This window comes from Streptomyces dioscori (assembly GCF_003024195.1).
GTDB classification, from domain to species: domain Bacteria; phylum Actinomycetota; class Actinomycetes; order Streptomycetales; family Streptomycetaceae; genus Streptomyces; species Streptomyces dioscori.
Genome location: NZ_KZ679045.1, coordinates 334,683 through 358,894 on the forward strand (window position 1 = coordinate 334,683; position 24,212 = coordinate 358,894).

General features: G+C 69.8%; 23 protein-coding genes. 12 read left to right on the top strand and 11 right to left on the bottom strand.

Annotated elements, in window-relative coordinates:
- Positions 1-65 precede the first annotated feature (65 nt).
- From C6Y14_RS22120 to C6Y14_RS22140, 5 genes are all read right to left on the bottom strand, one after another.
- Complete coding sequence (locus tag C6Y14_RS22120; protein ID WP_107018502.1) at positions 66-1,211, bottom strand: DUF475 domain-containing protein; 1,146 nt, start codon at positions 1,209-1,211, stop codon at positions 66-68.
- 301 nt (positions 1,212-1,512) lie between these two features.
- Positions 1,513-2,088, bottom strand: a complete 576-nt coding sequence (locus C6Y14_RS22125) for a TerD family protein (RefSeq protein WP_107018503.1) — start codon at positions 2,086-2,088, stop codon at positions 1,513-1,515.
- 131 nt (positions 2,089-2,219) lie between these two features.
- A complete protein-coding gene (locus C6Y14_RS22130) occupies positions 2,220-2,795 on the bottom strand; it encodes a TerD family protein (RefSeq protein WP_055617911.1) in 576 nt (191 codons plus the stop codon).
- A gap of 139 nt (positions 2,796-2,934) precedes the next feature.
- The gene (locus tag C6Y14_RS22135; protein WP_107018504.1) at positions 2,935-3,393 is read right to left on the bottom strand and encodes a peroxiredoxin; all 459 of its coding nucleotides are present in this window, start codon (positions 3,391-3,393) and stop codon (positions 2,935-2,937) included.
- Positions 3,394-3,655: 262 nt separating this feature from the next.
- Positions 3,656-4,093 carry a DUF3052 domain-containing protein gene (locus C6Y14_RS22140; RefSeq protein WP_055519877.1) on the bottom strand — a complete coding sequence of 146 codons (438 nt, stop codon included), beginning with the start codon at positions 4,091-4,093 and terminating at the stop codon, positions 3,656-3,658.
- Positions 4,094-4,590: 497 nt separating this feature from the next.
- On the opposite strand from C6Y14_RS22140, the gene aceE reads away from it, so the two are divergent.
- Positions 4,591-7,338: a pyruvate dehydrogenase (acetyl-transferring), homodimeric type gene (aceE, locus tag C6Y14_RS22150; protein WP_107018505.1), complete on the top strand. Its 2,748-nt coding sequence runs from the start codon at positions 4,591-4,593 to the stop codon at positions 7,336-7,338.
- 218 nt (positions 7,339-7,556) lie between these two features.
- Here the strand turns inward: aceE and C6Y14_RS22155 are convergent, their stop codons facing one another.
- Entirely contained in the window at positions 7,557-7,865 is a 309-nt protein-coding gene (locus C6Y14_RS22155; protein ID WP_107018506.1) for a small hydrophobic protein, read from the bottom strand.
- Positions 7,866-8,169: 304 nt separating this feature from the next.
- A complete protein-coding gene (locus tag C6Y14_RS22160; RefSeq protein WP_107018507.1) occupies positions 8,170-9,786 on the bottom strand; it encodes an MFS transporter in 1,617 nt (538 codons plus the stop codon).
- Positions 9,787-9,921: 135 nt separating this feature from the next.
- Here C6Y14_RS22160 and C6Y14_RS22165 point away from each other — a divergent pair, with 135 nt between their 5' ends.
- The 3 genes from C6Y14_RS22165 (at position 9,922) to C6Y14_RS22175 (ending at position 12,895) form a co-directional block, all read left to right on the top strand.
- Complete coding sequence (locus C6Y14_RS22165; RefSeq protein WP_107018508.1) at positions 9,922-10,599, top strand: TetR family transcriptional regulator; 678 nt, start codon at positions 9,922-9,924, stop codon at positions 10,597-10,599.
- A gap of 102 nt (positions 10,600-10,701) precedes the next feature.
- The gene (locus C6Y14_RS22170) at positions 10,702-11,925 is read left to right on the top strand and encodes an alpha/beta hydrolase (protein ID WP_107018509.1); all 1,224 of its coding nucleotides are present in this window, start codon (positions 10,702-10,704) and stop codon (positions 11,923-11,925) included.
- 67 nt (positions 11,926-11,992) lie between these two features.
- On the top strand, positions 11,993-12,895 hold the full coding sequence (locus C6Y14_RS22175; RefSeq protein ID WP_225891204.1) for a DUF4429 domain-containing protein: 903 nt from the start codon (positions 11,993-11,995) through the stop codon (positions 12,893-12,895).
- A gap of 258 nt (positions 12,896-13,153) precedes the next feature.
- Here C6Y14_RS22175 and C6Y14_RS22180 read toward each other — a convergent pair whose 3' ends face one another.
- A complete protein-coding gene (locus C6Y14_RS22180; protein WP_107018511.1) occupies positions 13,154-14,170 on the bottom strand; it encodes an aldo/keto reductase in 1,017 nt (338 codons plus the stop codon).
- A complete protein-coding gene (locus C6Y14_RS22185) occupies positions 14,167-14,631 on the bottom strand; it encodes a MerR family transcriptional regulator (protein ID WP_107018512.1) in 465 nt (154 codons plus the stop codon). The genes C6Y14_RS22180 and C6Y14_RS22185 overlap by 4 nt, the downstream gene beginning before the upstream one ends.
- A 95-nt stretch (positions 14,632-14,726) precedes the next feature.
- On the opposite strand from C6Y14_RS22185, the gene C6Y14_RS22190 reads away from it, so the two are divergent.
- Together C6Y14_RS22190 and C6Y14_RS22195 are read left to right on the top strand one after the other, a co-directional pair.
- Positions 14,727-15,197, top strand: a complete 471-nt coding sequence (locus C6Y14_RS22190; protein WP_107018613.1) for a GNAT family N-acetyltransferase — start codon at positions 14,727-14,729, stop codon at positions 15,195-15,197.
- Between the two features lie 111 nt (positions 15,198-15,308).
- The gene (locus C6Y14_RS22195; protein WP_107018513.1) at positions 15,309-16,130 is read left to right on the top strand and encodes a serine hydrolase domain-containing protein; all 822 of its coding nucleotides are present in this window, start codon (positions 15,309-15,311) and stop codon (positions 16,128-16,130) included.
- A 70-nt stretch (positions 16,131-16,200) separates the two neighbouring features.
- Here C6Y14_RS22195 and C6Y14_RS22200 read toward each other — a convergent pair whose 3' ends face one another.
- Positions 16,201-17,271, bottom strand: coding sequence for an aldo/keto reductase (locus tag C6Y14_RS22200; RefSeq protein ID WP_107018514.1), 1,071 nt, complete (start codon positions 17,269-17,271; stop codon positions 16,201-16,203).
- A gap of 124 nt (positions 17,272-17,395) precedes the next feature.
- Between C6Y14_RS22200 and C6Y14_RS22205 the strand changes: the two genes are divergently transcribed.
- Positions 17,396-18,256, top strand: a complete 861-nt coding sequence (locus C6Y14_RS22205) for a helix-turn-helix domain-containing protein (RefSeq protein WP_107018515.1) — start codon at positions 17,396-17,398, stop codon at positions 18,254-18,256.
- Positions 18,257-18,318: 62 nt separating this feature from the next.
- On the opposite strand, the gene C6Y14_RS22210 is transcribed toward C6Y14_RS22205, so the two are convergent.
- Positions 18,319-18,978 (bottom strand): pirin family protein, encoded by a 660-nt coding sequence (locus C6Y14_RS22210; RefSeq protein WP_107018516.1) that lies wholly within the window; start codon positions 18,976-18,978, stop codon positions 18,319-18,321.
- An 84-nt stretch (positions 18,979-19,062) separates the two neighbouring features.
- Here C6Y14_RS22210 and C6Y14_RS22215 point away from each other — a divergent pair, with 84 nt between their 5' ends.
- The 5 genes from C6Y14_RS22215 to C6Y14_RS22235 all read left to right on the top strand — a co-directional run bounded on the left by C6Y14_RS22215 (position 19,063) and on the right by C6Y14_RS22235 (position 24,119).
- A complete protein-coding gene (locus C6Y14_RS22215) occupies positions 19,063-20,268 on the top strand; it encodes a PucR family transcriptional regulator (protein ID WP_107018517.1) in 1,206 nt (401 codons plus the stop codon).
- An 89-nt stretch (positions 20,269-20,357) separates the two neighbouring features.
- Complete coding sequence (locus C6Y14_RS22220; protein ID WP_107018518.1) at positions 20,358-21,275, top strand: ACP S-malonyltransferase; 918 nt, start codon at positions 20,358-20,360, stop codon at positions 21,273-21,275.
- Between the two features lie 22 nt (positions 21,276-21,297).
- Positions 21,298-22,329: a ketoacyl-ACP synthase III gene (locus tag C6Y14_RS22225; RefSeq protein WP_107018519.1), complete on the top strand. Its 1,032-nt coding sequence runs from the start codon at positions 21,298-21,300 to the stop codon at positions 22,327-22,329.
- A gap of 71 nt (positions 22,330-22,400) precedes the next feature.
- A complete protein-coding gene (locus C6Y14_RS22230; protein ID WP_055611752.1) occupies positions 22,401-22,649 on the top strand; it encodes an acyl carrier protein in 249 nt (82 codons plus the stop codon).
- Between the two features lie 174 nt (positions 22,650-22,823).
- A complete protein-coding gene (locus C6Y14_RS22235; protein WP_107018520.1) occupies positions 22,824-24,119 on the top strand; it encodes a beta-ketoacyl-[acyl-carrier-protein] synthase family protein in 1,296 nt (431 codons plus the stop codon).
- Positions 24,120-24,212 lie beyond the last annotated feature (93 nt).

Sequence of the window (24,212 nt, forward strand, 5' to 3'; positions counted from 1 at the left end):
CGGGGCGGCCGCCGAGGACTCCTCGGTGGCCGCCCCTCACAGAGCGTTCCTCAACCTGACCGGTGTCACACCCCGGACGAGACCTCTGTCTTGTCGTCCGAGGGGTCAGCTTTTCCCTCCGCGGCCTCCAGTGCCTTGTTGCGGCGGACGGAGGACCAGAAGGACCAGGCGATCAGGACGACGCCGATGAGGCCGGTGATGATCTCGTTGACCTCGAAGCGGATGGTGATGAGCAGGATGGCGGCCAGGGCGCCGATGGCGTAGTGGGCGCCGTGCTCCAGGTAGACGTAGTCGTCGAGGGTGCCCTGGCGGACCAGGTACACGGTCAGCGAACGCACGTACATGGCGCCGATACCCAGGCCCAGCGCCATCAGGACGATGTCGTTGGTGATGGCGAACGCGCCGATCACGCCGTCGAACGAGAAGGACGCGTCGAGGACTTCGAGGTACAGGAACATGAAGAAGGCGGCCTTGCCGACGAGGGCTCCGGCGGAGATCTCCTTGCCCTTGGCCTTGGCCTCCTCCTCGGCCTCGTGCTCGCGCTCCTCGGCCTCTTCGAGGCGGTTCTCGAAGAAGCCGGAGAGGCCGCCGACGACGAGGTACGTGATGAGGCCGGCGACACCGGAGAGCAGGACGGTCTCGGCCTTGTCGGCGGAGCCCGCGTGCAGGTGGGCCTGCGGGGCCAGGAACAGCGCGGTGACCAGCAGGATGATCAGGGCGATGCACGCCGAGAGCATGTCGACCTTGCCGAGCTTGGCGAGCGGGCGCTCCAGCCAGCCGAGCCACTTGATGTCACGGTCCTCGAAGATGAAGTCGAGGAAGATCATCAGCAGGAACATGCCACCGAAGGCGGCGATCGACGGGTGGGCGTCGGTGACCAGTTCCTGGTAGCGGTCGGCGTCGTTCAGGGCGAGGTCGACCGCTTCGATGGGGCCGAGCGAGGCGCTGATCGCGACGATCACGACGGGGAAGACGAGCCGCATTCCGAAGACGGCGATCAGGATGCCGACGGTGAGGAAGATCTTCTGCCAGAAGGCACTCATCTTCTTCAGGATTCCGGCGTTGACGACCGCGTTGTCGAAGGACAGCGAGATTTCGAGGATGGACAGGATCAGCACGATCCCGAACGCGGTCCATCCGCCGATCAAAACCGCTGCGACCAGACCGAGCGCGGTGACCGCGAACGACCAGCCGAAGGTTTTCAGAACCACTGGCTACCCAATCGTGAGTTGGGGGGCTACCCCCGGACGAAGTCCGGAGGGGGTTTCCCCCCGCCGTACCCGGCTTTACGAAACATTGACCTCGAAGTCTAGAGGGCCGACTCCCCGAAGGAGAGGGCCGGGCCCTGCCGCTCGAAGAATCGCAGGTCCAGGGGGTCCGAACCCAGGTGACGCGCCTTCTGCCACCTGGGCCGTCTCACGCACCGGCACCACTTCGTGACACCACGGCCGACCCACTGATCACAGGGGCCGCCCACCGCGTACTCGGCTCACACTCGGCTCGTACTCGGCTTTACGAAACGTTGACTCCGAAGTCGAGGGCGATGCCGCGCAGCCCGGACGCGTAGCCCTGGCCGACCGCGCGGAACTTCCACTCGCCGCCGTAGCGGTAGACCTCGCCGAAGATCATCGCGGTCTCCGTGGAGGCGTCCTCGGAGAGGTCGTAACGGGCGAGCTCCTGGCCGTCGGCCTGGTTGACGACCCGGATGAACGCGTTGCTCACCTGACCGAAGGTCTGGCCGCGGTTGTCGGCGTCGTGGATGGAGACCGGGAAGACGATCTTCTCCACGTTGGCGGGCACCTTGTGGAGGTCGATGAGGATGGACTCGTCGTCGCCGTCGCCCTCTCCGGTGAGATTGTCACCGGTGTGCTCGACCGAGCCGTCGGGGCTCTTGAGCTGGTTGTAGAAGATGAACCACTCGTCGCCGAGCACCCGGCCCGAGTTGCACATCAGCGCACTGGCGTCGAGGTCGAAATCCGCTCCGGTGGTGGAGCGTGCGTCCCAGCCGAGCCCGACCATCACTTGCGTGAGGTTCGGTGCGGCCTTGGAGAGGGAGACGTTGCCCCCCTTGGCGAGCGTGACACCCATGTTCGGTCCTCCCCGGTGAAACCGTTTGATCGTTCCGTGGTACCAGCACGTCCGGCGCCGCACTAGGAGTGTGCGGCGCCGGACGGGAAGCGGTGATGCTTCTCGGGGCCGGACCGGCCCCGAGGAACGGCTCAGACGTTGACGCCGAAGTCCTGCGCGATACCGCGCAGGCCCGAGGCGTAGCCCTGGCCGATGGCGCGGAACTTCCACTCCGCGCCGTGTCGGTACAACTCGCCGAAGACCATGGCGGTCTCCGTCGAGGCGTCCTCGGAGAGGTCGTACCGGGCGATCTCCGCCTCGCCGGCCTGGTTCACCACGCGGATGAACGCGTTGCGCACCTGGCCGAACGACTGCTGGCGGTTCTCGGCGTCGTAGATCGAGACCGGGAAGACGATCTTCTCGATGTCGGCGGGGACGCCGGCGAGATTGACCTTGATCTGCTCGTCGTCGCCCTCGCCCTCACCGGTGGTGTTGTCACCGGTGTGCTCGACGGAGCCGTCGGGGCTCTTCAGGTTGTTGAAGAACACGAAGTTGGCGTCACTGCTGACCTTGCCCTCCGCGTTCGTCAGGATCGCGCTCGCGTCGAGGTCGAAGTCGGTACCGGTGGTGGTGCGGATGTCCCACCCCAGACCGATGATGACCGCGGTCAGGCCCGGGGCCTCCTTCGACAGCGATACGTTGCCGCCCTTGCTGAGGCTGACTCCCACGAGTCCTCCCATTGGTGTCCGGGGGCGGGAAGCCCCGTAGTGCGTTGGTATCGGATCAACGTGCCGATCCTAGTGAGAGGTTCCCCGCCACCGCAGTCCCTGGGGCACGAAGAATCCCGAAGTGTCGGCATCCAGGGCCCTACAGGGCGTCGAGCGCGGTCACGTACTCCTCCAGGTCCCGTGCGTCCGGCAGGGCGTTGACGACCGTCCAGCGGACGACACCCTCCTTGTCGATGACGAAGGTGCCGCGCACCGCGCAGCCCTTGTCCTCGGCGAACACTCCGTACGCGCGCGAGACCTCGCCGTGCGGCCAGAAGTCCGACAGCAGCGGGTACTCCAGGCCCTCCTGCTCGCCGAAGACGCGCAGGGTGTGGATGGAGTCGTTCGAGACGGCGAGGAGCTGGGTGTCGCGGTCGGCGAACCGCGGCAGGTTGTCGCGCAGCTCGCAGAGTTCGCCGGTGCACACGCCCGTGAAGGCGAAGGGGTAGAAGAGCAGCACCACGTTCTTCGCGCCCCGGAAGTCGGAGAGCTTCACGGTGGCACCGTGGTTGTCCTTCAGCTCGAAGTCCGGAGCCTTGTCGCCGACCTCGATCGCCATGGTCCTGCGTCCCTTCCGTAGATCCGGCCGTTCGGGTGACACCCACCCTACGCAGACCCCCCGAAAGCGGACCACGCGCCCCACCGGCCCCGTAAGGGGCGCGGGGAACTGCGCGCTCAGCCACGACGGCGCCGCACCCGGCAGACAGGCCCGTGGAAGCCCGTGCGGCCCGGTGGGGGCTGGCCGCGCAGTTCCCCGCGCCCCCAACGGGGCGAGGCCCCCACCGACGAGTCGGTGGGGGCCTCCTGGCCTCGGCTGCGCCTCAGCGCTTCTTGGCCGCCGTCTTCGGCGTAGCCAGCTTCGTGCCGCTCCAGTCCTTCCCCACGCTGATGCCCTTGGTCTGGGACAGACCCGCGGTCGTCACAGCTTCGGCGATGTCGCTGGGCTCCACATAACCGTCTCGGCCGGTCTTGGGCGTCAGCAGCAGGACGGCGCCGCCCTCTTCGACGTACGTGGTGGCATCCACCAGCGCATCCGTCAGGTCGCCGTCGTCGTCTCGGAACCAGAGCACAACGGCGTCGGCGACGTCGTCGTACTCCTCGTCCATGAGCTCGCTGCCGATTACTTCTTCAATGGCCGAGCGGAGCTCCTGGTCGACGTCGTCGTCGAAGCCGATCTCCTGGACCACCTGCTCGGGCTGGAATCCCAGCCTGGCGGCCAGGCTCGTCCGCTCCTCCGCGTGGTCCGCGGTCGCGCTCACGGGTTGCCTCCTGATCATGTTCGGTAATGGGGTCCTCCCCGGCCCGGGCGAAGCCGAGATCCTGGGGAAGTTCAAGCCACGCGCGTGCGCGCAGCATTGGCCGTAGTCCACACGGGCGGGGCGGATCGCGCAAGTACCCGGCCGTCAAGACCGCCGAAACGGTGACGATCCAGGCCGTGTCGCCGCAACTCCAGTCAGGGAATCACAGCCGTTGGTGACACACACCACAGGAATCTGCCCGGTTTGTGAATTTCGGAACCCTACGAGGGTACGAGACTCGAATGCCTTTGCGGTACGCGTCACGGGTCGGGCGTATCGTTGCGATTTGCCGGACCCGCCCTGGGGAGAACGGTTCGAACGTGACGGTTACCTCTCGGTAGAGATGACGTTTCCGCTCCCGAGGTACACGATGGGGAACGGTGCAGACGCCCAGGAAACCAGAGATAAAGCAAAGAAAAAACTGAGAAGAAGCGGCCCCCCGAGAGCGAAGGAACAGCGTGGCTTCCGGACCCGATCGCAACCCGATCATCATTGGCGGCCTTCCGAGTCAGGTCCCTGACTTCGATCCCGAAGAGACCCAGGAGTGGCTCGACTCCCTCGACGCCGCCGTGGACCAGCGCGGCCGGGAGCGGGCCCGCTATCTCATGCTGAGGCTGATCGAACGCGCCCGCGAGAAGCGCGTGGCCGTTCCCGAGATGCGCAGCACCGACTACATCAACACCATCGCCACCAAGGACGAGCCGTTCTTCCCCGGCAACGAGGAGATCGAGCGCAAGATCCTCAACGCGACCCGCTGGAACGCGGCCGTGATGGTGTCCAGGGCCCAGCGGCCCGGTATCGGTGTCGGCGGCCACATCGCCACCTTCGCGTCCTCCGCCTCGCTCTACGACGTCGGCTTCAACCACTTCTTCCGCGGCAAGGACGGGGGTGACGGCGGCGACCAGATCTTCTTCCAGGGGCACGCCTCCCCCGGTATCTACGCCCGCGCGTTCCTCCTGGACCGCCTCGACGAGGCGCAGCTGGACGCGTTCCGCCAGGAGAAGTCGAAGGCCCCGCGCGCACTGTCCTCGTACCCGCATCCGCGTTCCATGCCGGACTTCTGGGAGTTCCCGACCGTCTCGATGGGCCTCGGTCCGCTCGGGGCGATCTTCCAGGCGCGGATGAACCGCTACATGGAGGCGCGTTCCATCGCGGACACCTCCAAATCCCACGTCTGGGCGTTTCTGGGCGACGGCGAGATGGACGAGCCGGAGTCGCTCGGGCAGCTGTCCATCGCCGCGCGCGAGGGCCTGGACAACCTCACGTTCGTCGTCAACTGCAACCTGCAGCGCCTCGACGGTCCCGTGCGCGGCAACGGGAAGATCATCCAGGAGCTGGAGTCGCAGTTCCGGGGTGCCGGCTGGAACGTCATCAAGCTGGTCTGGGACCGCAGCTGGGACCCGCTGCTCGCGCAGGACCGCGACGGCGTGCTCGTCAACAAGCTGAACACCACGCCCGACGGCCAGTTCCAGACGTACGCCACCGAGACCGGCGCGTACATCCGCGAGCACTTCTTCGGCGGCGACCACCGGCTGCGCGGCATGGTCGAGAACATGACCGACGACCAGATCCTGCACCTGGGCCGCGGCGGTCACGACCACCGGAAGGTCTACGCGGCCTTCGCGGCGGCCAAGGCGCACAAGGGCCAGCCGACCGTGGTGCTCGCCCAGACGGTCAAGGGGTGGACGCTCGGCCCGAACTTCGAGGGCCGCAACGCCACGCACCAGATGAAGAAGCTGACGGTCGCCGACCTCAAGGGCTTCCGCGACCGGCTGCACCTGCCGATCTCCGACAAGGAGCTGGAGTCCGGCGCGCCGCCGTACTACCACCCGGGCCGGGACTCCGAAGAGATCCAGTACATGCACGACCGCCGCAAGGGCAACGGCGGGTACGTCCCGACGCGTGTCGTGCGCTCGAAGCCGCTCACGCTGCCCGAGGACAAGACGTACGCGAGTGTGAAGAAGGGTTCGGGTCAGCAGTCGATCGCCACGACCATGGCGTTCGTACGGCTACTCAAGGACCTCATGCGGGACAAGGAGATCGGCAAGCGGTTCGTGCTGATCGCGCCGGACGAGTACCGCACGTTCGGGATGGACTCGTTCTTCCCGAGCGCGAAGATCTACAACCCGCTCGGGCAGCAGTACGAGGCCGTGGACCGGGAGCTGCTCCTCGCGTACAAGGAGTCGCCGACCGGGCAGATGCTGCACGACGGCATCTCCGAGGCGGGCTGCACGGCCTCCCTGATCGCCGCCGGCTCGGCTTACGCCACGCACGGCGAGCCGCTCATCCCGGTGTACGTCTTCTACTCGATGTTCGGTTTCCAGCGCACCGGTGACCAGTTCTGGCAGATGGCCGACCAGTTGGCGCGCGGGTTCGTACTGGGCGCGACCGCTGGGCGTACGACTCTGACCGGTGAAGGTCTGCAGCACGCGGACGGGCACTCGCAGCTGCTCGCCTCGACCAACCCGGGCTGTGTCGCCTACGACCCTGCCTACGGGTTCGAGATCGCGCACATCGTGAAGGACGGGCTGCGGCGGATGTACGGCTCGTCCGAGGCGCACCCGCACGGCGAGGACGTCTTCTACTACCTCACCGTCTACAACGAGCCGATCCAGCACCCCGCCGAGCCGGCGGACGTCGACGTCGAGGGCATCCTCGCGGGCATCCACCGCTTCGCCGCGGGAACCGCGGGCTCCATCCCTGCGCAGATCATGGCGTCCGGGGTCGCGGTGCCGTGGGCCGTCGAGGCGCAGCGGCTGCTCGCCGAGGACTGGGACGTACGGGCCGACGTGTGGTCGGCGACCTCCTGGAACGAACTGCGGCGCGAGGCGGTGGAGGTGGAGCGGCACAACTTGCTCCACCCGGAGGAGGAGCAGCGTGTTCCTTACGTGACGCGCAAGCTGTCGGGGGCCGAGGGGCCGTTCGTGGCCGTCTCCGACTGGATGCGGTCCGTTCCGGACCAGATCTCGCGGTGGGTGCCGGGGACTTACCAGTCGCTCGGCGCCGACGGGTTCGGGTTCGCTGATACGCGGGGTGCTGCTCGGCGGTTCTTCCACATCGACGCGCAGTCGATCGTGGTGGGGGTGCTGACGGAACTCGCCCGCGAGGGGAAGGTCGATCGGTCGCTGTTGAAGCAGGCGATCGATCGGTATCAGTTGCTTGATGTGGCTGCGGCTGATCCCGGGGCCGCGGGGGGTGACGCGTAGCGCTCCGCGCGGGGGGTGACCTTCGGGTGCGGGTCCGGTGGGGGCTGGCCGCGCAGTTCCCCGCGCCCCTAAAAGCACCGGGTGCGGGTCCGGTGGGGGCTGAGCGCGCCGTTCCCCGCGCCCCTAAAAGCACCGGACCCGCACGGGCATGCGCGGCGCAGCGATGTGCCCCGCACCCGTACGAAGGGCGCGGGGCACATCTGAATGCTGTGGCTCGGTCAGAACATCATTCCGCCGGGGGACGCCGTTCCGGCCATCCACACGATGGCCAGGACGGTGTCGATCGCTCCCAGTACCACCGCGATCAGCGCCGGTACCTGACGGGTGCCGCTCCAGCGGCGTCCCATGGCCAGCCAGCCGCAGACGATGGCCACCGGGCCGAGGATGATCCCCAGCACGAAGAATCCGGCGACCGCGCAGATGACTCCGATGATTCCGAGCGTCGCGCTGTCCGGCCCGCTCCGTGACCTCGTACGGCTACGCGAGCGAGGGTGTTTGCGCGAGGTGTGGCTGTAGCCCGCCATCATCAACTCCCTGGACCTCTGAGCCGACCGAATGCCGGTCGGTTCGGGCTCGGAAGTCGGGTACCCCGGTCATGTCAATTCAGACGCGTACTTCTTTGAAGTGGTTGCGCGGCGTGCTGCCCCCCTCCGGCAGCACGCCGCCACTTCAACCGAACTGCCCGTTCCGTACAGATCAGTTGAGACCACTCTGACGTGGGATACGGGCGGTATGAAAGTCATACGCAGAGGTGTCACCCGGATAAGCGAAAACCCCGCCGAGCGAACTCGGCGGGGTGTAAAGGGATTTCGGAAACGGAGCGGATCCGACCTAGATGTGGCCGACTCCCGCGCCCGCCTCCGCGTTGGCGCCCCTCTTCGTGAGGAAGGCGACGAAGACGGCCACGACCGCGACGCCCGCCGCGACAAGACTCGCCAGGCTCATGCCGGAGATGAACGTGTCGTGGGCGACATCCGTGATCTTCGCGGCGATCTCGGGCGGCGTACCCGGCGCCACCGGCGGCGCGCCGACCTGCACCGCTTCCGCGGCCTGGTCCAGCTCGGCCGGGGAGAGCTTCGGGAGCCCCGCCTCGGCCCAGTTGCCCGCGAGGTCGTTGTCGACCTTGGAGGCCATCACCGCGCCCAGGACCGCCGTGCCGAGGCTGCCGCCGATCTGCATGGCGGCCTGCTGGAGGCCGCCCGCGACACCGGACAGCTCCATCGGCGCGTTGCCCACGATGACCTCGGTGGCGCCGACCATGACGGGCGCGAGGCCGAGGCCGAGCAGTCCGAACCAGATCGACATGAGCCCGCTGCCGGTGTCCGTCTCCAGGGTCGAGATGCCGAACATGGCCACGGCCGTGAACGCCATGCCGCCCGCGAGCGGGACACGCGGTCCCGTCTTGCCGATCAGCGCGCCGGCCAGCGGCGAGCCGACGATCATCATGCCGGTGAGCGGCAGCAGATGCAGACCCGCGTCGATCGGGCTCATCCCGTGCACGTTCTGCAAGTAGAAGGTGACGAAGAACAGGCCGCCCATGAAGGCGATCGCCATGAGGACCATCAGGACCACACCGGCCGACAGCGGCACCGAGCGGAAGAGGGCGAGCGGGATGAGCGGCTCGCTCACCCGGTTCTCCCAGAACGCGAACAGGGCGAAGCCCAGTACGGAGATGCCGAGGAACGACCAGGTCAGCGCGGCTCCCCAACCCCACTCCGGGGCCTTGATGAGCGCCCAGACCAGACAGAACATGGCGCCGGACAGCAGGCCGATGCCGAGCACGTCGAAGGAGCGCGGCGCGTTCTTCGCCCGGTGGTCGGTCAGGATCACCGCGCCGAGGACGACCGCGAGGATGCCGACGGGCACGTTGATGAAGAAGACGGACTGCCAGCTGACGTGCTCGACGAGCACTCCGCCGAGGATCGGGCCGCCCGCGGTGGAGGCGCCGATGACCATGCCCCAGATACCGATCGCCATGTTCAGCTTCTCGGCCGGGAAGGTGGCCCGCAGCAGGCCGAGCGCGGCCGGCATCAGGAGCGCGCCGAACAGGCCCTGGAGCACCCGGAAGGCCACCACGAAGGCGATGCTGTCGGAGAGCCCGATGGCCCCCGAGGCCGCCGCGAAGCCGACCACGCCTATGAGGAACGTCTGGCGGTGGCCGAACCGGTCGCCGAGCTTGCCCGCCGTGATCAGCGTGACGGCGAGCGCGAGGAAGTAGCCGTTCGTGATCCACTGGACGTCGGCGAAGGTGGCGCCGAGGTCCTTCTGGATGGCCGGGTTCGCGATGGCCACGATGGTGCCGTCGAGGGCCACCATCATGACGCCGACGGCCACGGTGATGAGGGTGAACCACGGGTGGCCGCGCAGCCCCTCGGCCGGAGCCGGGCCGGAGGCGGCCGGGGCCTCGTCGGCCGGGCCCGTTTTGTCGACGGTGGTCTGACTAGTCATGCGTTCGAGATTAGTGACAGCCGCTGACAATTGACAAACCAATTCACAATTCGGTAACTGACAAGTCATCCGCGGGGCGGACACACGCGACGGATGGTCACCTGGGCGCCTCCCGGGCGACGGGAAAGAGGACTCATGGACACGGCACCCCGACCGGGCCTGCGCGAGCGCAAGAAGCAGCGCACGCGGGACGCGCTGGTGCGGTCCGCCCTGGAACTGTTCGCGGCGCAGGGGTACGAGCGGACGACCGTCGACGAGATCGTCGAGGCGGTCGACGTCTCCCAGCGCACCTTCTTCCGGTACTTCGCCGGCAAGGAGGAGGCCGCCTTCGCCGTCCAGGAGATGACCGAGTCGCACTTCCTCGACGCGGTACGCCAACGCCCGCCCCACGAAGCCCCCTTGGACGCGCTACGCCGGGCCGTCATGGCGAGCTGGGACACCATCGGCGAGGCGATCGAGGCCGTCGTGCCGATCGAACTGCACATGCGCACCTACCAGTTGATCGAGTCGACGCCCGCGCTGCTCGCCACCCACCTGCGCCGCCACGAGGGACTGGAGGAGCAGCTGGCCCGGCTGATCGCGGAACGGGAGGGCGTCGACGTGGACGCCGATCCGCGCCCGCGCGTGGCGGTGGCCCTGTTCGGCGGCGTGATGCGGCTGGCCGCCCGCCGGTGGGGCGCGGGCGAGGACTTCAGCGTGGCCGCGATGCGCGAGCTGACCGCCTCGTATCTCGACGGAATGGGGCCCGCGTTGACCGAGGACTGGCACACACGCAACAAAAGGGACCGCGAGGACACCCGGGACACCCGGTAACTCAAGAGCAGGGAATGCTTTGCCCCGATCACCCCGACGAAAACGTGATCCGCCTCACTCGGTTAACGCGAGACCCTCTCGTTCTCCTAGTGTGTCCTTTCAGTGACTTCCTTCGACTCCACCCCCCAACTCAACGTCTGGCGCATGTTGCTCGCGCTGGCCGTGGTGTTCGTGATGCTCGGGACCACCGGCTGGACCGCGGTACGCGGCCACAGAGGCGCGGCGACCCCGATCGCGGCCTCCCTCGCCGCCTGGGAACGCGGCCACATCGGCGGGCACCGGCTGCCCGACCCGGACCGGACGACGCCGATCCGGCTGGCCCAGTTTTTCGCCTCGCTCGACACGCGCCAGCGGACCCGGCTCGCCACCCGCTATCCGCTCGCGGTCGGCAACATGAACGGGGCGCCGGTGGCCCTGCGCTACCGCGCCAACCGGATCGCCCTCGGCCAGGCACGCAAAGCCGAGATCGCCCGCCTGCGCGACAACCGGCTCTCCGCGGTCGGCCAGCGCGACGCGGGCCGCCGGATGCACCGCTACGAGGCATTGATGGCGGGTAAGCGCCGCATCCTCGCCTTCGACCCGATGGGTTCCGGCCGGGTCGCGGAGGTCTTCGGAGACCTCGGCAGGGCCGAGCGGGTCTCGGTCGTGGTGCCCGGCGTCGACACCGACCTGCTGACCTTCCAGCGCACCGAGCGCCAGTACACGGCACCGGTCGGCATGGCCAAGGCGCTGTACCGCGCCGAGCGGGAGGCCAGCCCCCGCACGCGTACGGCCGTGATCGCGTGGGCCGACTACACGACACCGAACGGGCTCGGCATGGACGCCGCCACCGGCATCCGCGCCGAGGAGGGCGCTGTCCGGCTCGCCGCCCTCGTCCGCGCGCTGCCCGGCCGCTCACGGGTCGCGCTGTACTGCCACAGCTACGGCTCCGTGGTCTGCGGGGTGGCCGCCCACGCGCTGCCGCCCCGGGTCTCCGACATAGCGGTGGCCGGCAGTCCCGGCATGCGGGTCGAGCGGGCGGCACAACTGCGCACCGCGGCCCGGGTGTGGGCCGTACGGGACTCCGACGACTGGATCGAGGACGTACCGCATCTGGAGGTCGGCGGGCTCGGCCACGGCGCCGACCCGATGTCCTCGGACTTCGGCGCGCGCGTGCTGTCCGCGCGCGGAGCGAAGGGACACACCGGGTATTTCGAACCCGGGACCGACAGCCTGCGGAACTTCGCCGAAATCGGAATTGGCGCGTACCGCGCGGTCAGCTGCGCGCACGAGGACGACGTGTGCCGGGAAGGTCTGCCCGGCACCGCCGAAGCCGGACGCGCGTAGAGGACGAGACAAGTGCGGGCCGCTCAGGGAGGGGACTAGGAAGCGCATGCCGCATACGATGGCCCGCATGGGTGACGTACTGGCCGGATTTCATGCCGCCTGGGAGTTCGAGTCCGACTCCGTGCTCATCCGCTTCGAACGGGGGATCCGCACACCGAAGCTGTTCCAGGCGCTCGGTGAGCGGCGCATCCCGCTCGACGCGATCGCGTCGGTGACGCTGACGCCCGGCAAACGCGGGACGGTCGTCCTGCGCGCCGAGCCTCGGCCGGGCGCGGATCCGTTGATGGAGGCGGCCGCGGGACAGCTGAGGGATGTGTGCGACCCCTACCGCCTCGTGCTGCCCGCCGAGCGCGAGACGCTCGCCGAGTACTACGCGGACGAGCTGCGCGCGATGCTGGGGCCGCCGGACGCCGGTCCGGTCGAGCGCTATCTGGTGCGGGCGCCCGAGACGCCGCTCCAGTTCAAGGCGTACGACGGGAAGGCGTCCTTCGACGGGAAGTCCGTGGCGTTCCGGTGGTTCTGGACGGGCGCCTCGTCCGCGAAGTGGAAGGCCGGCGACCAGACGTTCGCCGTCGCCGACCTGTGCGGGGTGGAGTGGCGTTCGCCCGAGATCTTCGAGGGGCATCTGCGGCTGGTGCGGCGCGAGGCGGGGGGTCCTGGCGGCTCCCGGCCCGGGCAGGCGGATCAGGATCCGGCCGCGGTCGTGTTCGGGCTGGGGTACGGGCCCGTGCACGAGTCACTGCCGTTCGCCGCGGCCGTGCTGGCGGCCGCGCGGTCCGGGGGGCCGGCGGTGCTGCCCGACGTGGCGTCGGGGCCGGTTGCCGGGGCGGTCGCGGTGGCCCCGCGGGCCCGGCGCGATCCGGCGGACATCGCGGAGCGGATCCGGCACCTCGGTGAGCTGCACGAGGCGGGGCTCGTCACGGACGACGAGTTCTCCGTGAAGAAGGCGGAGCTGCTGGCAGAGCTCTGACGGCCCCACCGCCGGGCCGACTGCCGAGCCGGCCGTCGAGTCGTCTGCGGGCCGGCCGTCGAGCCATCTGCGGGCCGGTGGGGGCTGGCCGCGCAGTTCCCCGCGCCCCTAAGAGCGCTCCCGTCGGCCCGGAGATGAAAAGCTGGGGCGCAGCCCCGTTTTTCAGGGGCGCGGGGAACTGCGCGGCCAGCCACGACGGGCCCGCACCCGTGCGTTTCAGGGGGCGTGGGGCGGCGACGCAGGGGCGGAGGCCGGTGTCTACTCGCGGCCCGCCGACACGAACGTCATGTCGGCGTAGCGCGTGCCCGCGACCTTCGCCGCGATCGGCTCCAGCGCGGCCAGATCGGACGCGGTCAGAGCGATCCGTGTCGCCGCCGTGTTCTCCTCCACCCGCGTACGCCGCCGCGTCCCCGGAATCGGCACGACGGGCAACCCGTGCACAGCCGCCTGCCGATGCACCCACGCCAGCGCGATCTGCCCCACGGACGCCCCGTGCGCCTCGGCGACCGTCCGGATCGAGTCGAGCAGAGCCGCGTTCCTCGCCGCGTTGTCCCCCTTGTAGCGCGGCTGCTGCCGGCGGAAGTCGCCCGCGGTCAGGTCCTTGTCGGCGTCCGTGAAGGAGCCGGTGAGGAAGCCGCGCCCGAGCGGGGAGTACGGGACCAGGGTCACGCCCAGTTCACGGGCCGCCGGCACGACCCCCGCCTCGATGTCCCGGCTGAACAGCGACCACTCCGACTGCACGGCCGCGATCGGGTGCACCGTGTGCGCGGCCCGCAGTTCCCCGCCCGTCACCTCGCTGAGGCCGAGCTGCTTGACCTTGCCCTCGCGGACCAGCTCGGCCATCACGCCGACGGTTTCCTCGATGGGGATGTCCAGATCGCGGCGGTGCATGTAGTAGAGGTCGATCACGTCGACGTCGAGGCGCTTGAGGCTCGCCTCGACGGCCTGCCGGATGTACGGGCCGTCGTTGCGGATGATCCGCCGCGTCGGCTCGTCCGGCGGGATCGTCATGGCGAACTTCGTCGCGATGACCACCTCGTCGCGGTGCGCCGCGAAGAACGGCGCCAGGAACCGCTCGTTCTCCCCCTGCCCGTAGGCGTCGGCAGTGTCGTAGTGCGTGACGCCCAGTTCGAGCGCGCGCTCCAGCGTGGCCCGCGCCTCCTGCGCGTCCGTCGGACCGTAGGCGAAGCTCATGCCCATGCAGCCGAGTCCCTGCACGCCGACCTCGGGGCCGCCCGTGCCGAGCGGTGCCTTCGCGATCCTGCTGTCCGTCATCGGGACCTCTCCGACGCCAGGGCCTGCCCGGCGTCCGCATAGAAATTAATCTTCCGGTCGAGCACGGCGAGGGTGTCCTGCAGCTCGGCGATCCGGGCCCGCACGTCCCGCCGCGTCGCTTCGAGCAGCTCGAAACGGTCCGCGTACGTGTCGTCTCCCGCGCGCACCATCTCCGCGTACCGCACCATGTCGGCGACCGGCATCCCGGTCAGCCGCAGCTTGCCGACGAGGTCGAGCCAGTCGAGGTCGCGGTTGCTGTAGCGCCGCTGACCGGTGTGTGAACGGTCGATGTGCGGCATCAGCCCGATCCGCTCGTACCAGCGGAGGGTGTGCGCCGTCAGGCCGGTGAACGCGACGACCTCGCTGATCGTGTACTGGTCCCGGCCGTCGGGGCGCCTGAGTGCCTGCGGTGGGGCTACGCAGATGTCGGTCCCGGGCTCCGTGGTCTCCATCACCGTCATGGCCCCCACGCTAAAACCTTGGAGTGCACTCCAAGCAAGTGGAGGCGGATGAAATTCCGGCGACACGGGGCGCCGCGCTGGCTAGCGTGCCGATCATGAGCCTTGTACGCCGGGCCGTGCCCGAGGACGCCGAGGAATTGCTCCGACTGCGTCAGGTGTTGATCGACTCGATGTCCGGGGCGGACACGTCCACCGGCTGGCACGCGGAGTCCCTGGCCACCGTACGGGGTCGGCTGGCCGATCCCGACGGGGGTTTCGCGGCGTTCGTCGTCGACCATCCCGAGCGGGCCGGGGCGCTGGCCGCGCTGGTGGTGGGGACCCTGGAGTACCGGATCGGGCGGCCTGGGAATCCGCACGGGCGGATCGGTTACGTGTTCAGTGTCGCGACGGATCCCGGTGCGCGGCGGCGGGGGTACGCGCGGGCCTGTATGGAGGAGCTGGTGGTGTGGTTCCGGGGGCGGGGGGTGGGGCAGATCGACCTCACCGCGTCCGCGGAGGCTGCGCCGCTGTACGAGTCGATGGGGTTCGTGCGGACCCCGGATCCGTTGATGCGGCTTCGGTTCTGACCGGTGGTGGGCAGGTGCGGGCCGGTGGGGGCTGGTCGCGCAGTTCCCCGCGCCGCCAAAAGACGGGCGCTGCCCGATCCGGTGCCGAGCAGTGACCGTAGGCTTCGGGGCATGTCTTTGGAGAGCCTCGCGCTGATCGAGAAGTGGCCCGTCCCCACCGCCGCGGCGGCTGTCGTGCGGGCGGACGGCACCCTGCTCGGGGCCCACGGCCCCACCTCACAGCCCTTCGCGCTGGCCTCCGTCACCAAACCCCTCGCCGCCTACGCCGTGCTCGTCGCGTACGAGGAGGGGGCCGTCGAGCTGGACGAGGCGGCCGGGCCCGAGGGGTCCACCGTGCGGCATCTGCTCGCGCACACGAGCGGGCTCGCCTTCGACGAGCACCGGGTGACGGCTGCGCCCGGACAGCGGCGGCTGTACTCCAACGCCGGGTTCGAGCAGTTGGGCGACCACCTCGCGAAGGCGACGGAGATTCCCTTCGGCGAGTATCTGCAGCAGGCGGTGCTCGAACCGCTCGGGATGACGTCGACGACCCTCGACGGCTCCCCCGCGAAGGACGGTGTCTCGACCGTCGACGACCTGGTGCGGTTCGCCGCCGAGGTGCAGGCGCCGCGGCTGCTCGACCCGCGGACGGTCGCCGAGGCCATGACCGTGCAGTACCCGGGGACGAAGGGCGTCCTGCCGGGCTACGGCCATCAGAACCCTAACGACTGGGGTCTGGGGTTCGAGATCCGCGACTCCAAGTCGCCCCACTGGACGGGCGGTTCGTCCTCCCCCCGCACCTTCGGACACTTCGGTCAGTCCGGCACGTTCCTGTGGGTCGACCCGGACGCGGGACTCGCCTGCGTGGCCCTGACGGACCGCCTCTTCGGGACGTGGGCGACGGAGGTCTGGCCCGCGTTCACGGACGCGGTCCTGGCCGAGTCGAGGCGCTGAGTCCCCGCTCGCCTGATGCCGGTACCGCATGCCGGTACCGGAGATCAGCGGCGGAGGTCAGCGGCTGGTGTCAGCGGCGGGCCTCGATCCGCAGGTCGCCCGCGGTCACCCGGCGGATGTGGTCACCGGCGAGCATGGCGTGCGGGAAGCCGGGTTCGATGGCGCTCGCCTCGTCGAGGCGGGCCAGCTGGGCGGCGGTGAAGTCGACCTCAAGGGCACCCAGATTGCCCTCCAGCTGCGCGGGGGTGCGGGCGCCGACGACCGGCGCCGTCACGCCCGGGTTCCGCAGCGTCCAGGCCAGCCCGACCTGCGCGGGTGTGCGGCCCAGTTCCGCCGCGACCTCCTTCACCACGTCGGCGACGGCGAGGTTGCGTTCGGTGACCGTGCCCAGGGCGGCGTTGAAGCTCTTGCGGGTGCTGCCGCCGGACGCGCTGTCCGTCGCGGTCAGGTCGTCGCGGCTGTACTTGCCGGTCAGCAGCCCGCCCGCCAGCGGCGAGTACGGGACCACGCCGAGACCCATCTCCCGTGCCATGGGGATCAGGTCGCGTTCGCCGGTGCGCTCGATCAGGTTGTACTCGATCTGCAGGGCGACCAGGGGCGACCAGCCGCGCAGGTCGGCGATCGCCTGCATGCGCGACACCTGCCAGGCCGGGGCGTTGGAGATCGCCACGTACAGGATCTTGCCCTGCCGGACCAGGTCGTCCATGCCGCGCAGGATCTCCTCGACCGGTGTGGTGAAGTCCCACACGTGCAGATAGAGAAGGTCCAGGTAGTCGGTGTTCAGGCGGCGCAGACTGGCCTCCACCGACGCGAACAGGTTCTTGCGGTGACCGCCTCCGGAGTTGGGGTCGCCCGGCCGGCTCAGGGTCGTGTACTTCGTCGCCAGCACCAGGCTCTCGCGGTTGGCGCGGGCGCTGGTGAATTCGCCGAGCAGACGCTCTGAGCTGCCGTCGGTGTACGTGTTGGCGGTGTCGATGAAGTTGCCGCCGCGCTCGACGTACAGGTCGAACAGCTTGCGCGCCTCGTCCCGCTCGGCGCCCCAGCCCCACTCGGTGCCGAAGGTCGCCGTGCCCAGGGCCAGCGGTGAGACCCGCAGCCCGGAACGGCCCAGCAGCCGGTAGGTGTCGAGGGTGAGTGACATGGTGGTGTTCTCCAGGGTTCGCTCGTGATCCGTCGTCGACAGCGAGTCTGCGAGCGCCCCGGGACAGGGGTAAGGGAAGGATCTTCCTGGGAACACCGGTCCCACCCTGGCTGTTGGACCGGACATGACGACCCGCTCGACGATCCGCTCGACGGACCTCACCGTGGACGCGACACAGGAACTGGCCGCGTTCCTGCGGACCCGGCGCGAACGCCTCGCCCCGGGCGATCTCGGTCTGCCGTCCCGTCGGCAGTCCCGGCGGACGCCGGGGCTGCGCCGCGAGGAGGTCGCCGAACTGGCCGGGGTCAGCGTCGACTATGTCGTACGGCTGGAACAGGGGCGCGGGCTGCGGCCCTCGGTGGACGTGCTGGCGGCGCTCTCGCGGGCCCTGCGTCTGAGCCCCGACGAACGCGCCTACCTCTTCGACCTGGCCCGGCAGCGCCGCCCCGACGACACCGACGAGCCCGCCACCACAGCGGTACCGACCCTCGCCCGGCTGGTCACCGATCTGTCGCCCCTGCCGGCCATGGTGCTGAACCACCGCTACGACATCCTGGCCTGGAACCGTGAGATGGCGGGACTCCTGGTGGACTTCGCCGCCCTGCCGCCGGCGCAGCGCAATTCGATGTGGATGTGCCTGATGCATCCGCGGACCCGCGAGCTGTACGTCGACCGTGAACGTGTCGTACGGGAGGGGGTGGCCCATCTGCGCGCCGCGTGGGCCGCGCATCCCGAGGACCGGGCCCTGAGCGACCTCATCGTCGAGTTCGGTACGCGCGACGAGCAGTTCGCGCGGGTGTGGGCGGAGCGGGACGTCAAGGTCAAGGGCCGCGGGCGGAAGGTCATGCGGCATCCGGAGGCCGGCGAGATCGCGGTGGACTTCGAGGTGCTCACCCCGGTCCAGGACCTGGACCAGCGGGTGGTGATCTACCGCCCCGCGGACGACGAGAGCCGGTCGGCGATGGCCCGCTTGCCACTGCGGTGATACTGCCCGCACGGTGACACCGGCCCGTACGGGGACGCTGCCCGTACGGGGACGTCCGGGCCTCAGCCGGCCGCCATCTCCCAGAGCAGCAGCTCCGCCCCCTCGCCGCGCGCCACCGCCTCCAGGTCCTTCGCGTCCCCGACACGGGCCGCGTCCCCGGGGCGCAGGATCTCGCCGTCCAGCAGCACCTCGCCGCGTACGACATGTACGTACAGGAAGCGTGCGTCGGGGACCGCGGTCCGCTCGCCCGGGACGAGGCGGCGTACGTGGAGCATCGCCGCCGCCTCCGGGAGCGCGTACGGCGTGGAGTCCGCGATGCCGTGGACGACCTCGTACGCGGGGTCGCCGCCCGGTTCCAGGGGGGCCAGCCACATCTGGACGAAGCGCAGGGGCACCTCGCCGTCGTTGCGTTCGACGTGCCGGACCCCGCCCGCCGAGCTGAGGCGCTGGACGTCCCCGGGGCGTACGAGCGACTCGTGGCCCGTGGAGTCCCGGTGGGTCAGCTCTCCCTCGACGACCCACGTGACGATCTCGGTGTGGCTGTGCGGGTGCTCGTCGAAACCGGCGCCGGGCGCCAGGCGTTCCTCGTTGCAGGCGAGGACCGCGCCGAAGCGGAGGTTGTCCGGGTCGTAGTGCGGGCCGAAGGAGAAGGCGTGCAGGGACTCGATCCCGGCCGCCGGGTCGCCTCCGCGGTAGCGCTCGTCGGCGCGCCGTACGTCCATCACGCGACCCACGGTAGACCCGCCGGGCGTGCCACCTGCGACCCTCCGCCGCATCCCGCCGTCCGGATAAGGCAGTCTTGTTCCGTGCCCGAACCCGAATCCAGCAACACCGAACGCGCCGCGCGCGCCGCCCACGCGCACACCGCGACCCTGAAGCGGCTGGAGAAGTCGTCCGGCAGTCTCGCCGCCCAGGCCATCGCGCGCATGGACGAGACGCTGTCCTGGTACCGGGCGATGCCCCCGGAGAACCGGTCGTGGATCGGCCTCGTCGCGCAGGCCGGTATCGCCGCGTTCACCGAGTGGTTCCGGCATCCGGACGCCCCGCAGGCGATCTCGACGGACGTCTTCGGCACCGCGCCGCGCGAGCTGACCAGGGCGATCACCCTGCGCCAGACCGTGGAGATGGTGCGTACGACGATCGAGGTGATGGAGTCCGCGATCGACGAGGTCGCGGCCCCGGGCGACGAGAACGTGCTCCGCGAGGCACTGCTCGTGTACGCCCGCGAGATCGCCTTCGCCACCGCCCAGGTGTACGCGCAGGCCGCCGAGGCACGCGGTGCCTGGGACGCCCGCCTGGAGTCGCTCGTCGTGAACGCGGTGCTCTCCGGCGAGGCCGACGAGGGAGCGGTGTCCCGGGCCGCGGCCCTCGGCTGGAACTCGCCCGAGCATGTGTGCGTGGTGCTGGGCACGGCACCCGACGGTGACAGCGAGCTGACCGTCGAGGCCATCCGGCGGGCCGCCCGGCACGCCAAGCTCCAGGTGCTCACCGGTGTCCTAGGTGACCGTCTGGTCGTCATCGCGGGCGGCAGCGACAACCCCCTGGCCGTCGCCAAATCGCTGATCGGGCCGTACGCAGCCGGGGCCGTGGTGGCGGGTCCCGTGGTCCCCGACCTGCTGGCCGCGACCCGGTCCGCGCAGGCCGCCGCCGCCGGCCTCAAGGCATGTTTCGCCTGGCAGGACGCCCCCCGGCCGGTGCTGGCGGACGATCTCCTGCCGGAGCGCTCGATCGCCGGTGACCCGGCGGCGCGCGACCAGCTGGTGGAGGAGATCTACAGACCGCTTGAGGAGGCCGGCTCGGCGCTCCTGGAGACGCTGAGCGTGTATCTCGAACAGGCGAGCAGTCTCGAAGGTGCCGCCCGGATGCTCTTCGTGCACCCCAACACCGTGCGCTACCGGCTTCGACGTGTGACTGACGTCACCGGCTGGTCGCCGTCCGACGTACGTTCGGCGTTCACGCTGCGGATCGCGCTGATCCTGGGGCGTCTGGCCGATGGAGATCCCCAACTCTAGGCTTTTGTCGGGGACCTACAATTCCCCCTCCTGTTCTTCGTCCCTGTCCCCACGGGCGGCCGTGCCCGTTCACAAGAGAGAGTGTGAGAGTGCTCGTACTCGTCGCTCCCGGCCAGGGCGCCCAGACGCCCGGCTTCCTGACTCCTTGGCTCGACCTCCCCGGCGCCGCCGACCGCGTCGCCGCGTGGTCGGACGCCATCGGGCTCGACCTTGCCCACTTCGGCACGCAGGCCGACGCGGACGCCATCCGGGACACCGCCGTCGCCCAGCCGCTGCTGGTCGCCGCGGGTCTCCTGTCCGCCTCGGCACTGGGTGCCACGGCGCCCGGCGCCGTCGCGGGGCACAGCGTCGGCGAGATCACGGCCGCCGTCCTCGCGGGTGTCCTGGACGAAACGGCCGCACTGAAGCTCGTGCGCAAGCGGGGTCTGGCGATGGCCGAGGCCGCCGCCGTCACCCGGACCGGTATGTCGGCGCTGCTCGGCGGCGACCCCGAAGTGACGATCCCGCACCTGGAGAAGCTGGGTCTGACCCCGGCGAACGTGAACGGCGCGGGCCAGATCGTGGCCGCCGGCACGCTGGAGGAGCTGGCCGCCCTGGAGGCGGACAAGCCCGAGGGCGTACGCCGGGTGGTGGCCCTGAAGGTCGCGGGCGCGTTCCACACCCGGCACATGGCCCCGGCGGTCGACGTCCTCGCGCAGGCCGCGACGGAGCTGTCGCCGGCCGACCCGACGGTCACGTATGTCTCGAACAAGGACGGCCAGGCCGTCGCCACCGGGGCCGAGGTGGTCTCCCGGCTGGTCGGTCAGGTCGCCAACCCGGTCCGCTGGGACCTGTGCATGGAGACCTTCAAGGAACTCGGCGTGACCGCGCTGGTCGAGGTGTGCCCCGGTGGCACCCTGACCGGTCTCGCCAAGCGCGCGCTGCCCGGCGTGAAGACGCTGGCGCTGAAGACACCCGACGACCTCGAAGCTGCTCGCGAGCTCATCGCCGAGCACGCCTCGGCCTGAGCGCGTAAGGAGCCCACTGAGCATGTCGAAGATCAAGGCCCGCAAGGGCGCCCCGTTCGCGCGGATCCTCGGTGTGGGCGGCTACCGCCCCGTGCGTGTCGTCCCGAACGAGGTCATCCTCGAACGCATCGACTCGTCCGACGAATGGATCCGTTCGCGCTCCGGCATCGAGACCCGGCACTGGGCCAACGCCGAGGAGACCGTCGCCGCGATGTCGATCGAGGCGTCCGGCAAGGCGATCGCCGACGCCGGGATCAGCGCCGAGCAGATCGGCGCCGTCGTCGTCTCGACCGTCTCCCACTTCAGCCAGACCCCGGCCGTCGCCACCGAGATCGCCGACAAGCTCGGCACGGCGAAGGCCGCGGCCTTCGACATCTCGGCGGGCTGCGCCGGCTTCGGCTACGGACTGACCCTGGCCAAGGGCATGATCGTGGACGGCTCCGCGGAGTACGTGCTCGTCATCGGCGTCGAGCGGCTGTCCGACCTGACCGACCTGGAGGACCGCGCGACGGCCTTCCTGTTCGGTGACGGCGCGGGCGCGGTCGTCGTGGGCCCCTCCGAGGAGCCGCACATCGGCCCCACGGTCTGGGGTTCCGAGGGCGACAAGTCCAACACGATCAAGCAGACCGTGCCCTGGGACCGTTTCCGGATCGGCGACGTGTCCCAGCTGCCCCTGGACTCCAAGGGCGAGGTCAAGTTTCCCGCGATCACGCAGGAAGGCCAGGCGGTGTTCCGCTGGGCCGTGTTCGAGATGGCCAAGGTCGCCAAGGAGGCGCTGGAAGCCGCCGGACTCACTGCGGACGACTTGGACGTCTTCATTCCCCACCAGGCCAACGAGCGGATCATCGACTCGATGGTGAAGACTCTCAAGCTGCCGGAACACGTCACGGTCGCGCGTGACGTGCGCACCACCGGTAACACCTCGGCCGCCTCGATCCCGCTCGCTATGGAGCGGCTCCTGGCGACCGGCGAGGCGAAGAGCGGCGACACCGCGCTCGTCATCGGCTTCGGGGCGGGTCTCGTGTACGCCGCGACGGTCGTTACCCTCCCCTAGGCACACCGTCCGGAACTTTCCGGGCGGCAGTACCGCCACACCCTCTGGATACACAAGAAGGAGCGCCTGACATGGCCGCCACTCAGGAAGAGATCGTCGCCGGTCTCGCCGACATCGTGAACGAGATCGCCGGCATCCCGGTCGAGGACGTCCAGCTGGAGAAGTCCTTCACCGACGACCTCGACGTCGACTCGCTGTCCATGGTCGAGGTCGTCGTCGCCGCCGAAGAGCGCTTCGACGTCAAGATCCCCGACGACGACGTCAAGAACCTCAAGACGGTCGGCGACGCGACCGAGTACATCCTCAAGCACCAGGGCTGAGCGCTCCGCTGAGAGTGCACTGCTTCGCCCGCGGGTCCGTTGTGGCTGGTCGCGCAGTTCCCCGCGCCCCTTCGGGGCACTGCCGAACCACACCGGACAGCACCGGACCCGCTTAGCCCCGCCACCCGGCGGTGGCGCCGCTGAATCCTCGTATCCGTTGGAGAAAGAATTCCCGTGAGCCCGACCAATCGCACCGTGGTCGTCACCGGTATCGGCGCAACCACACCGCTGGGTGGCGACGCAGCCTCTACCTGGGAGGGACTGGTCGCCGGACGTTCCGGCGTCGGCCCTCTGGAGCAGGACTGGGCCGCCGACCAGGCGGTCCGTATCGCGGCGCAGATCGCCGTGGAGCCGGGCGAGGTCATTCCCCGCCCGCAGGCCCGCCGCCTCGACCGCTCGGCGCAGTTCGCGCTGATCGCGGCCAAGGAGGCCTGGGCGGACGCCGGTTACACCGACAAGGCCGGCGCCGAGGCGTCGGACTCCGCCGAGCAGGGCGCGGCCGTCGACCCCGACCGGCTCGGCGCGGTCATCGCCTCCGGCATCGGTGGCGTCACGACCCTGCTCGACCAGTACGACGTGCTGAAGGAGAAGGGCGTACGCCGCGTCTCCCCGCACACCGTTCCCATGCTCATGCCGAACGGCCCCTCGGCCAACGTCGGTCTGTACGTCGGCGCCCGCGCCGGTGTGCACACCCCGGTCTCCGCCTGCGCGTCGGGCGCCGAGGCCATCGGCTACGCCATCGAGATGATCCGCACCGGCCGCGCCGACGTCGTCGTCGCCGGTGGTACCGAGGCGGCCATCCACCCGCTTCCCATCGCCGCGTTCGGCAACATGATGGCGATGTCCAAGAACAACGACGACCCGCAGGGCGCCTCGCGTCCCTACGACATCGGCCGTGACGGCTTCGTCCTCGGCGAGGGCGCCGGCGTCCTGGTCCTGGAGTCGGCCGAGCACGCCGCCAAGCGCGGGGCCCGCGTCTACGCGGAAGCGGTCGGCCAGGGCATCTCCTCCGACGGCCACGACATCGTGCAGCCGGAGCCGGAGGGCCGCGGTATCGCGGCCGCGCTGCAGCACCTGCTCGACAGCACCGACCTGAACCCGGCGGAGATCGTGCACGTCAACGCGCACGCGACCTCCACGCCGGCCGGTGACGTGGCCGAGCTGAAGGCACTGCGGAAGGTCTTCGGCGACGACGCCGACCACTTCGCCGTGTCCGGTACGAAGTCCATGACCGGGCATCTGCTCGGTGGTGCGGGCGGGGTGGAGTCGGTGGCCACGGTGCTGGCGCTCTACAACCGGATCGCGCCGCCGACCATCAATGTCGAGAACCTCGACCCCGAGGCGGAGGCCACCGCGGACATCGTCCGTGGGGAGGCTCGGAAGCTGCCCGTCGAGGGGCGGATCGCGGCCTTGAACGACTCGTTCGGGTTCGGTGGGCACAACGTGGTGCTGGCGTTCCGCACGGTCTGACTTTGGCTTCTGGCCAGGTGTTAGTGGCTCGGCTCCTCTTTGGGGGCCGGGCCGCTTGGCGTTGTGGGTGTGTGCGGGCCGGTGGGGGCTTGT

Bases quoted from the DNA above. Each gene is read 5' to 3' on its own strand.
- C6Y14_RS22125 (WP_107018503.1), bottom strand. From the start codon at position 2,088: ATGGGTGTCACGCTCGCCAAGGGGGGCAACGTCTCCCTCTCCAAGGCC.
- C6Y14_RS22135 (WP_107018504.1), bottom strand. From the start codon at position 3,393: ATGGCGATCGAGGTCGGCGACAAGGCTCCGGACTTCGAGCTGAAGGAC.
- C6Y14_RS22155 (WP_107018506.1), bottom strand. From the start codon at position 7,865: ATGATGGCGGGCTACAGCCACACCTCGCGCAAACACCCTCGCTCGCGT.
- C6Y14_RS22160 (WP_107018507.1), bottom strand. From the start codon at position 9,786: ATGACTAGTCAGACCACCGTCGACAAAACGGGCCCGGCCGACGAGGCC.
- C6Y14_RS22165 (WP_107018508.1), top strand. From the start codon at position 9,922: ATGGACACGGCACCCCGACCGGGCCTGCGCGAGCGCAAGAAGCAGCGC.
- C6Y14_RS22175 (WP_225891204.1), top strand. From the start codon at position 11,993: ATGGGTGACGTACTGGCCGGATTTCATGCCGCCTGGGAGTTCGAGTCC.
- C6Y14_RS22180 (WP_107018511.1), bottom strand. From the start codon at position 14,170: ATGACGGACAGCAGGATCGCGAAGGCACCGCTCGGCACGGGCGGCCCC.
- C6Y14_RS22185 (WP_107018512.1), bottom strand. From the start codon at position 14,631: ATGACGGTGATGGAGACCACGGAGCCCGGGACCGACATCTGCGTAGCC.
- C6Y14_RS22190 (WP_107018613.1), top strand. From the start codon at position 14,727: ATGAGCCTTGTACGCCGGGCCGTGCCCGAGGACGCCGAGGAATTGCTC.
- C6Y14_RS22195 (WP_107018513.1), top strand. From the start codon at position 15,309: ATGTCTTTGGAGAGCCTCGCGCTGATCGAGAAGTGGCCCGTCCCCACC.
- C6Y14_RS22200 (WP_107018514.1), bottom strand. From the start codon at position 17,271: ATGTCACTCACCCTCGACACCTACCGGCTGCTGGGCCGTTCCGGGCTG.
- C6Y14_RS22205 (WP_107018515.1), top strand. From the start codon at position 17,396: ATGACGACCCGCTCGACGATCCGCTCGACGGACCTCACCGTGGACGCG.
- C6Y14_RS22210 (WP_107018516.1), bottom strand. From the start codon at position 18,978: ATGGACGTACGGCGCGCCGACGAGCGCTACCGCGGAGGCGACCCGGCG.
- C6Y14_RS22225 (WP_107018519.1), top strand. From the start codon at position 21,298: ATGTCGAAGATCAAGGCCCGCAAGGGCGCCCCGTTCGCGCGGATCCTC.
- C6Y14_RS22230 (WP_055611752.1), top strand. From the start codon at position 22,401: ATGGCCGCCACTCAGGAAGAGATCGTCGCCGGTCTCGCCGACATCGTG.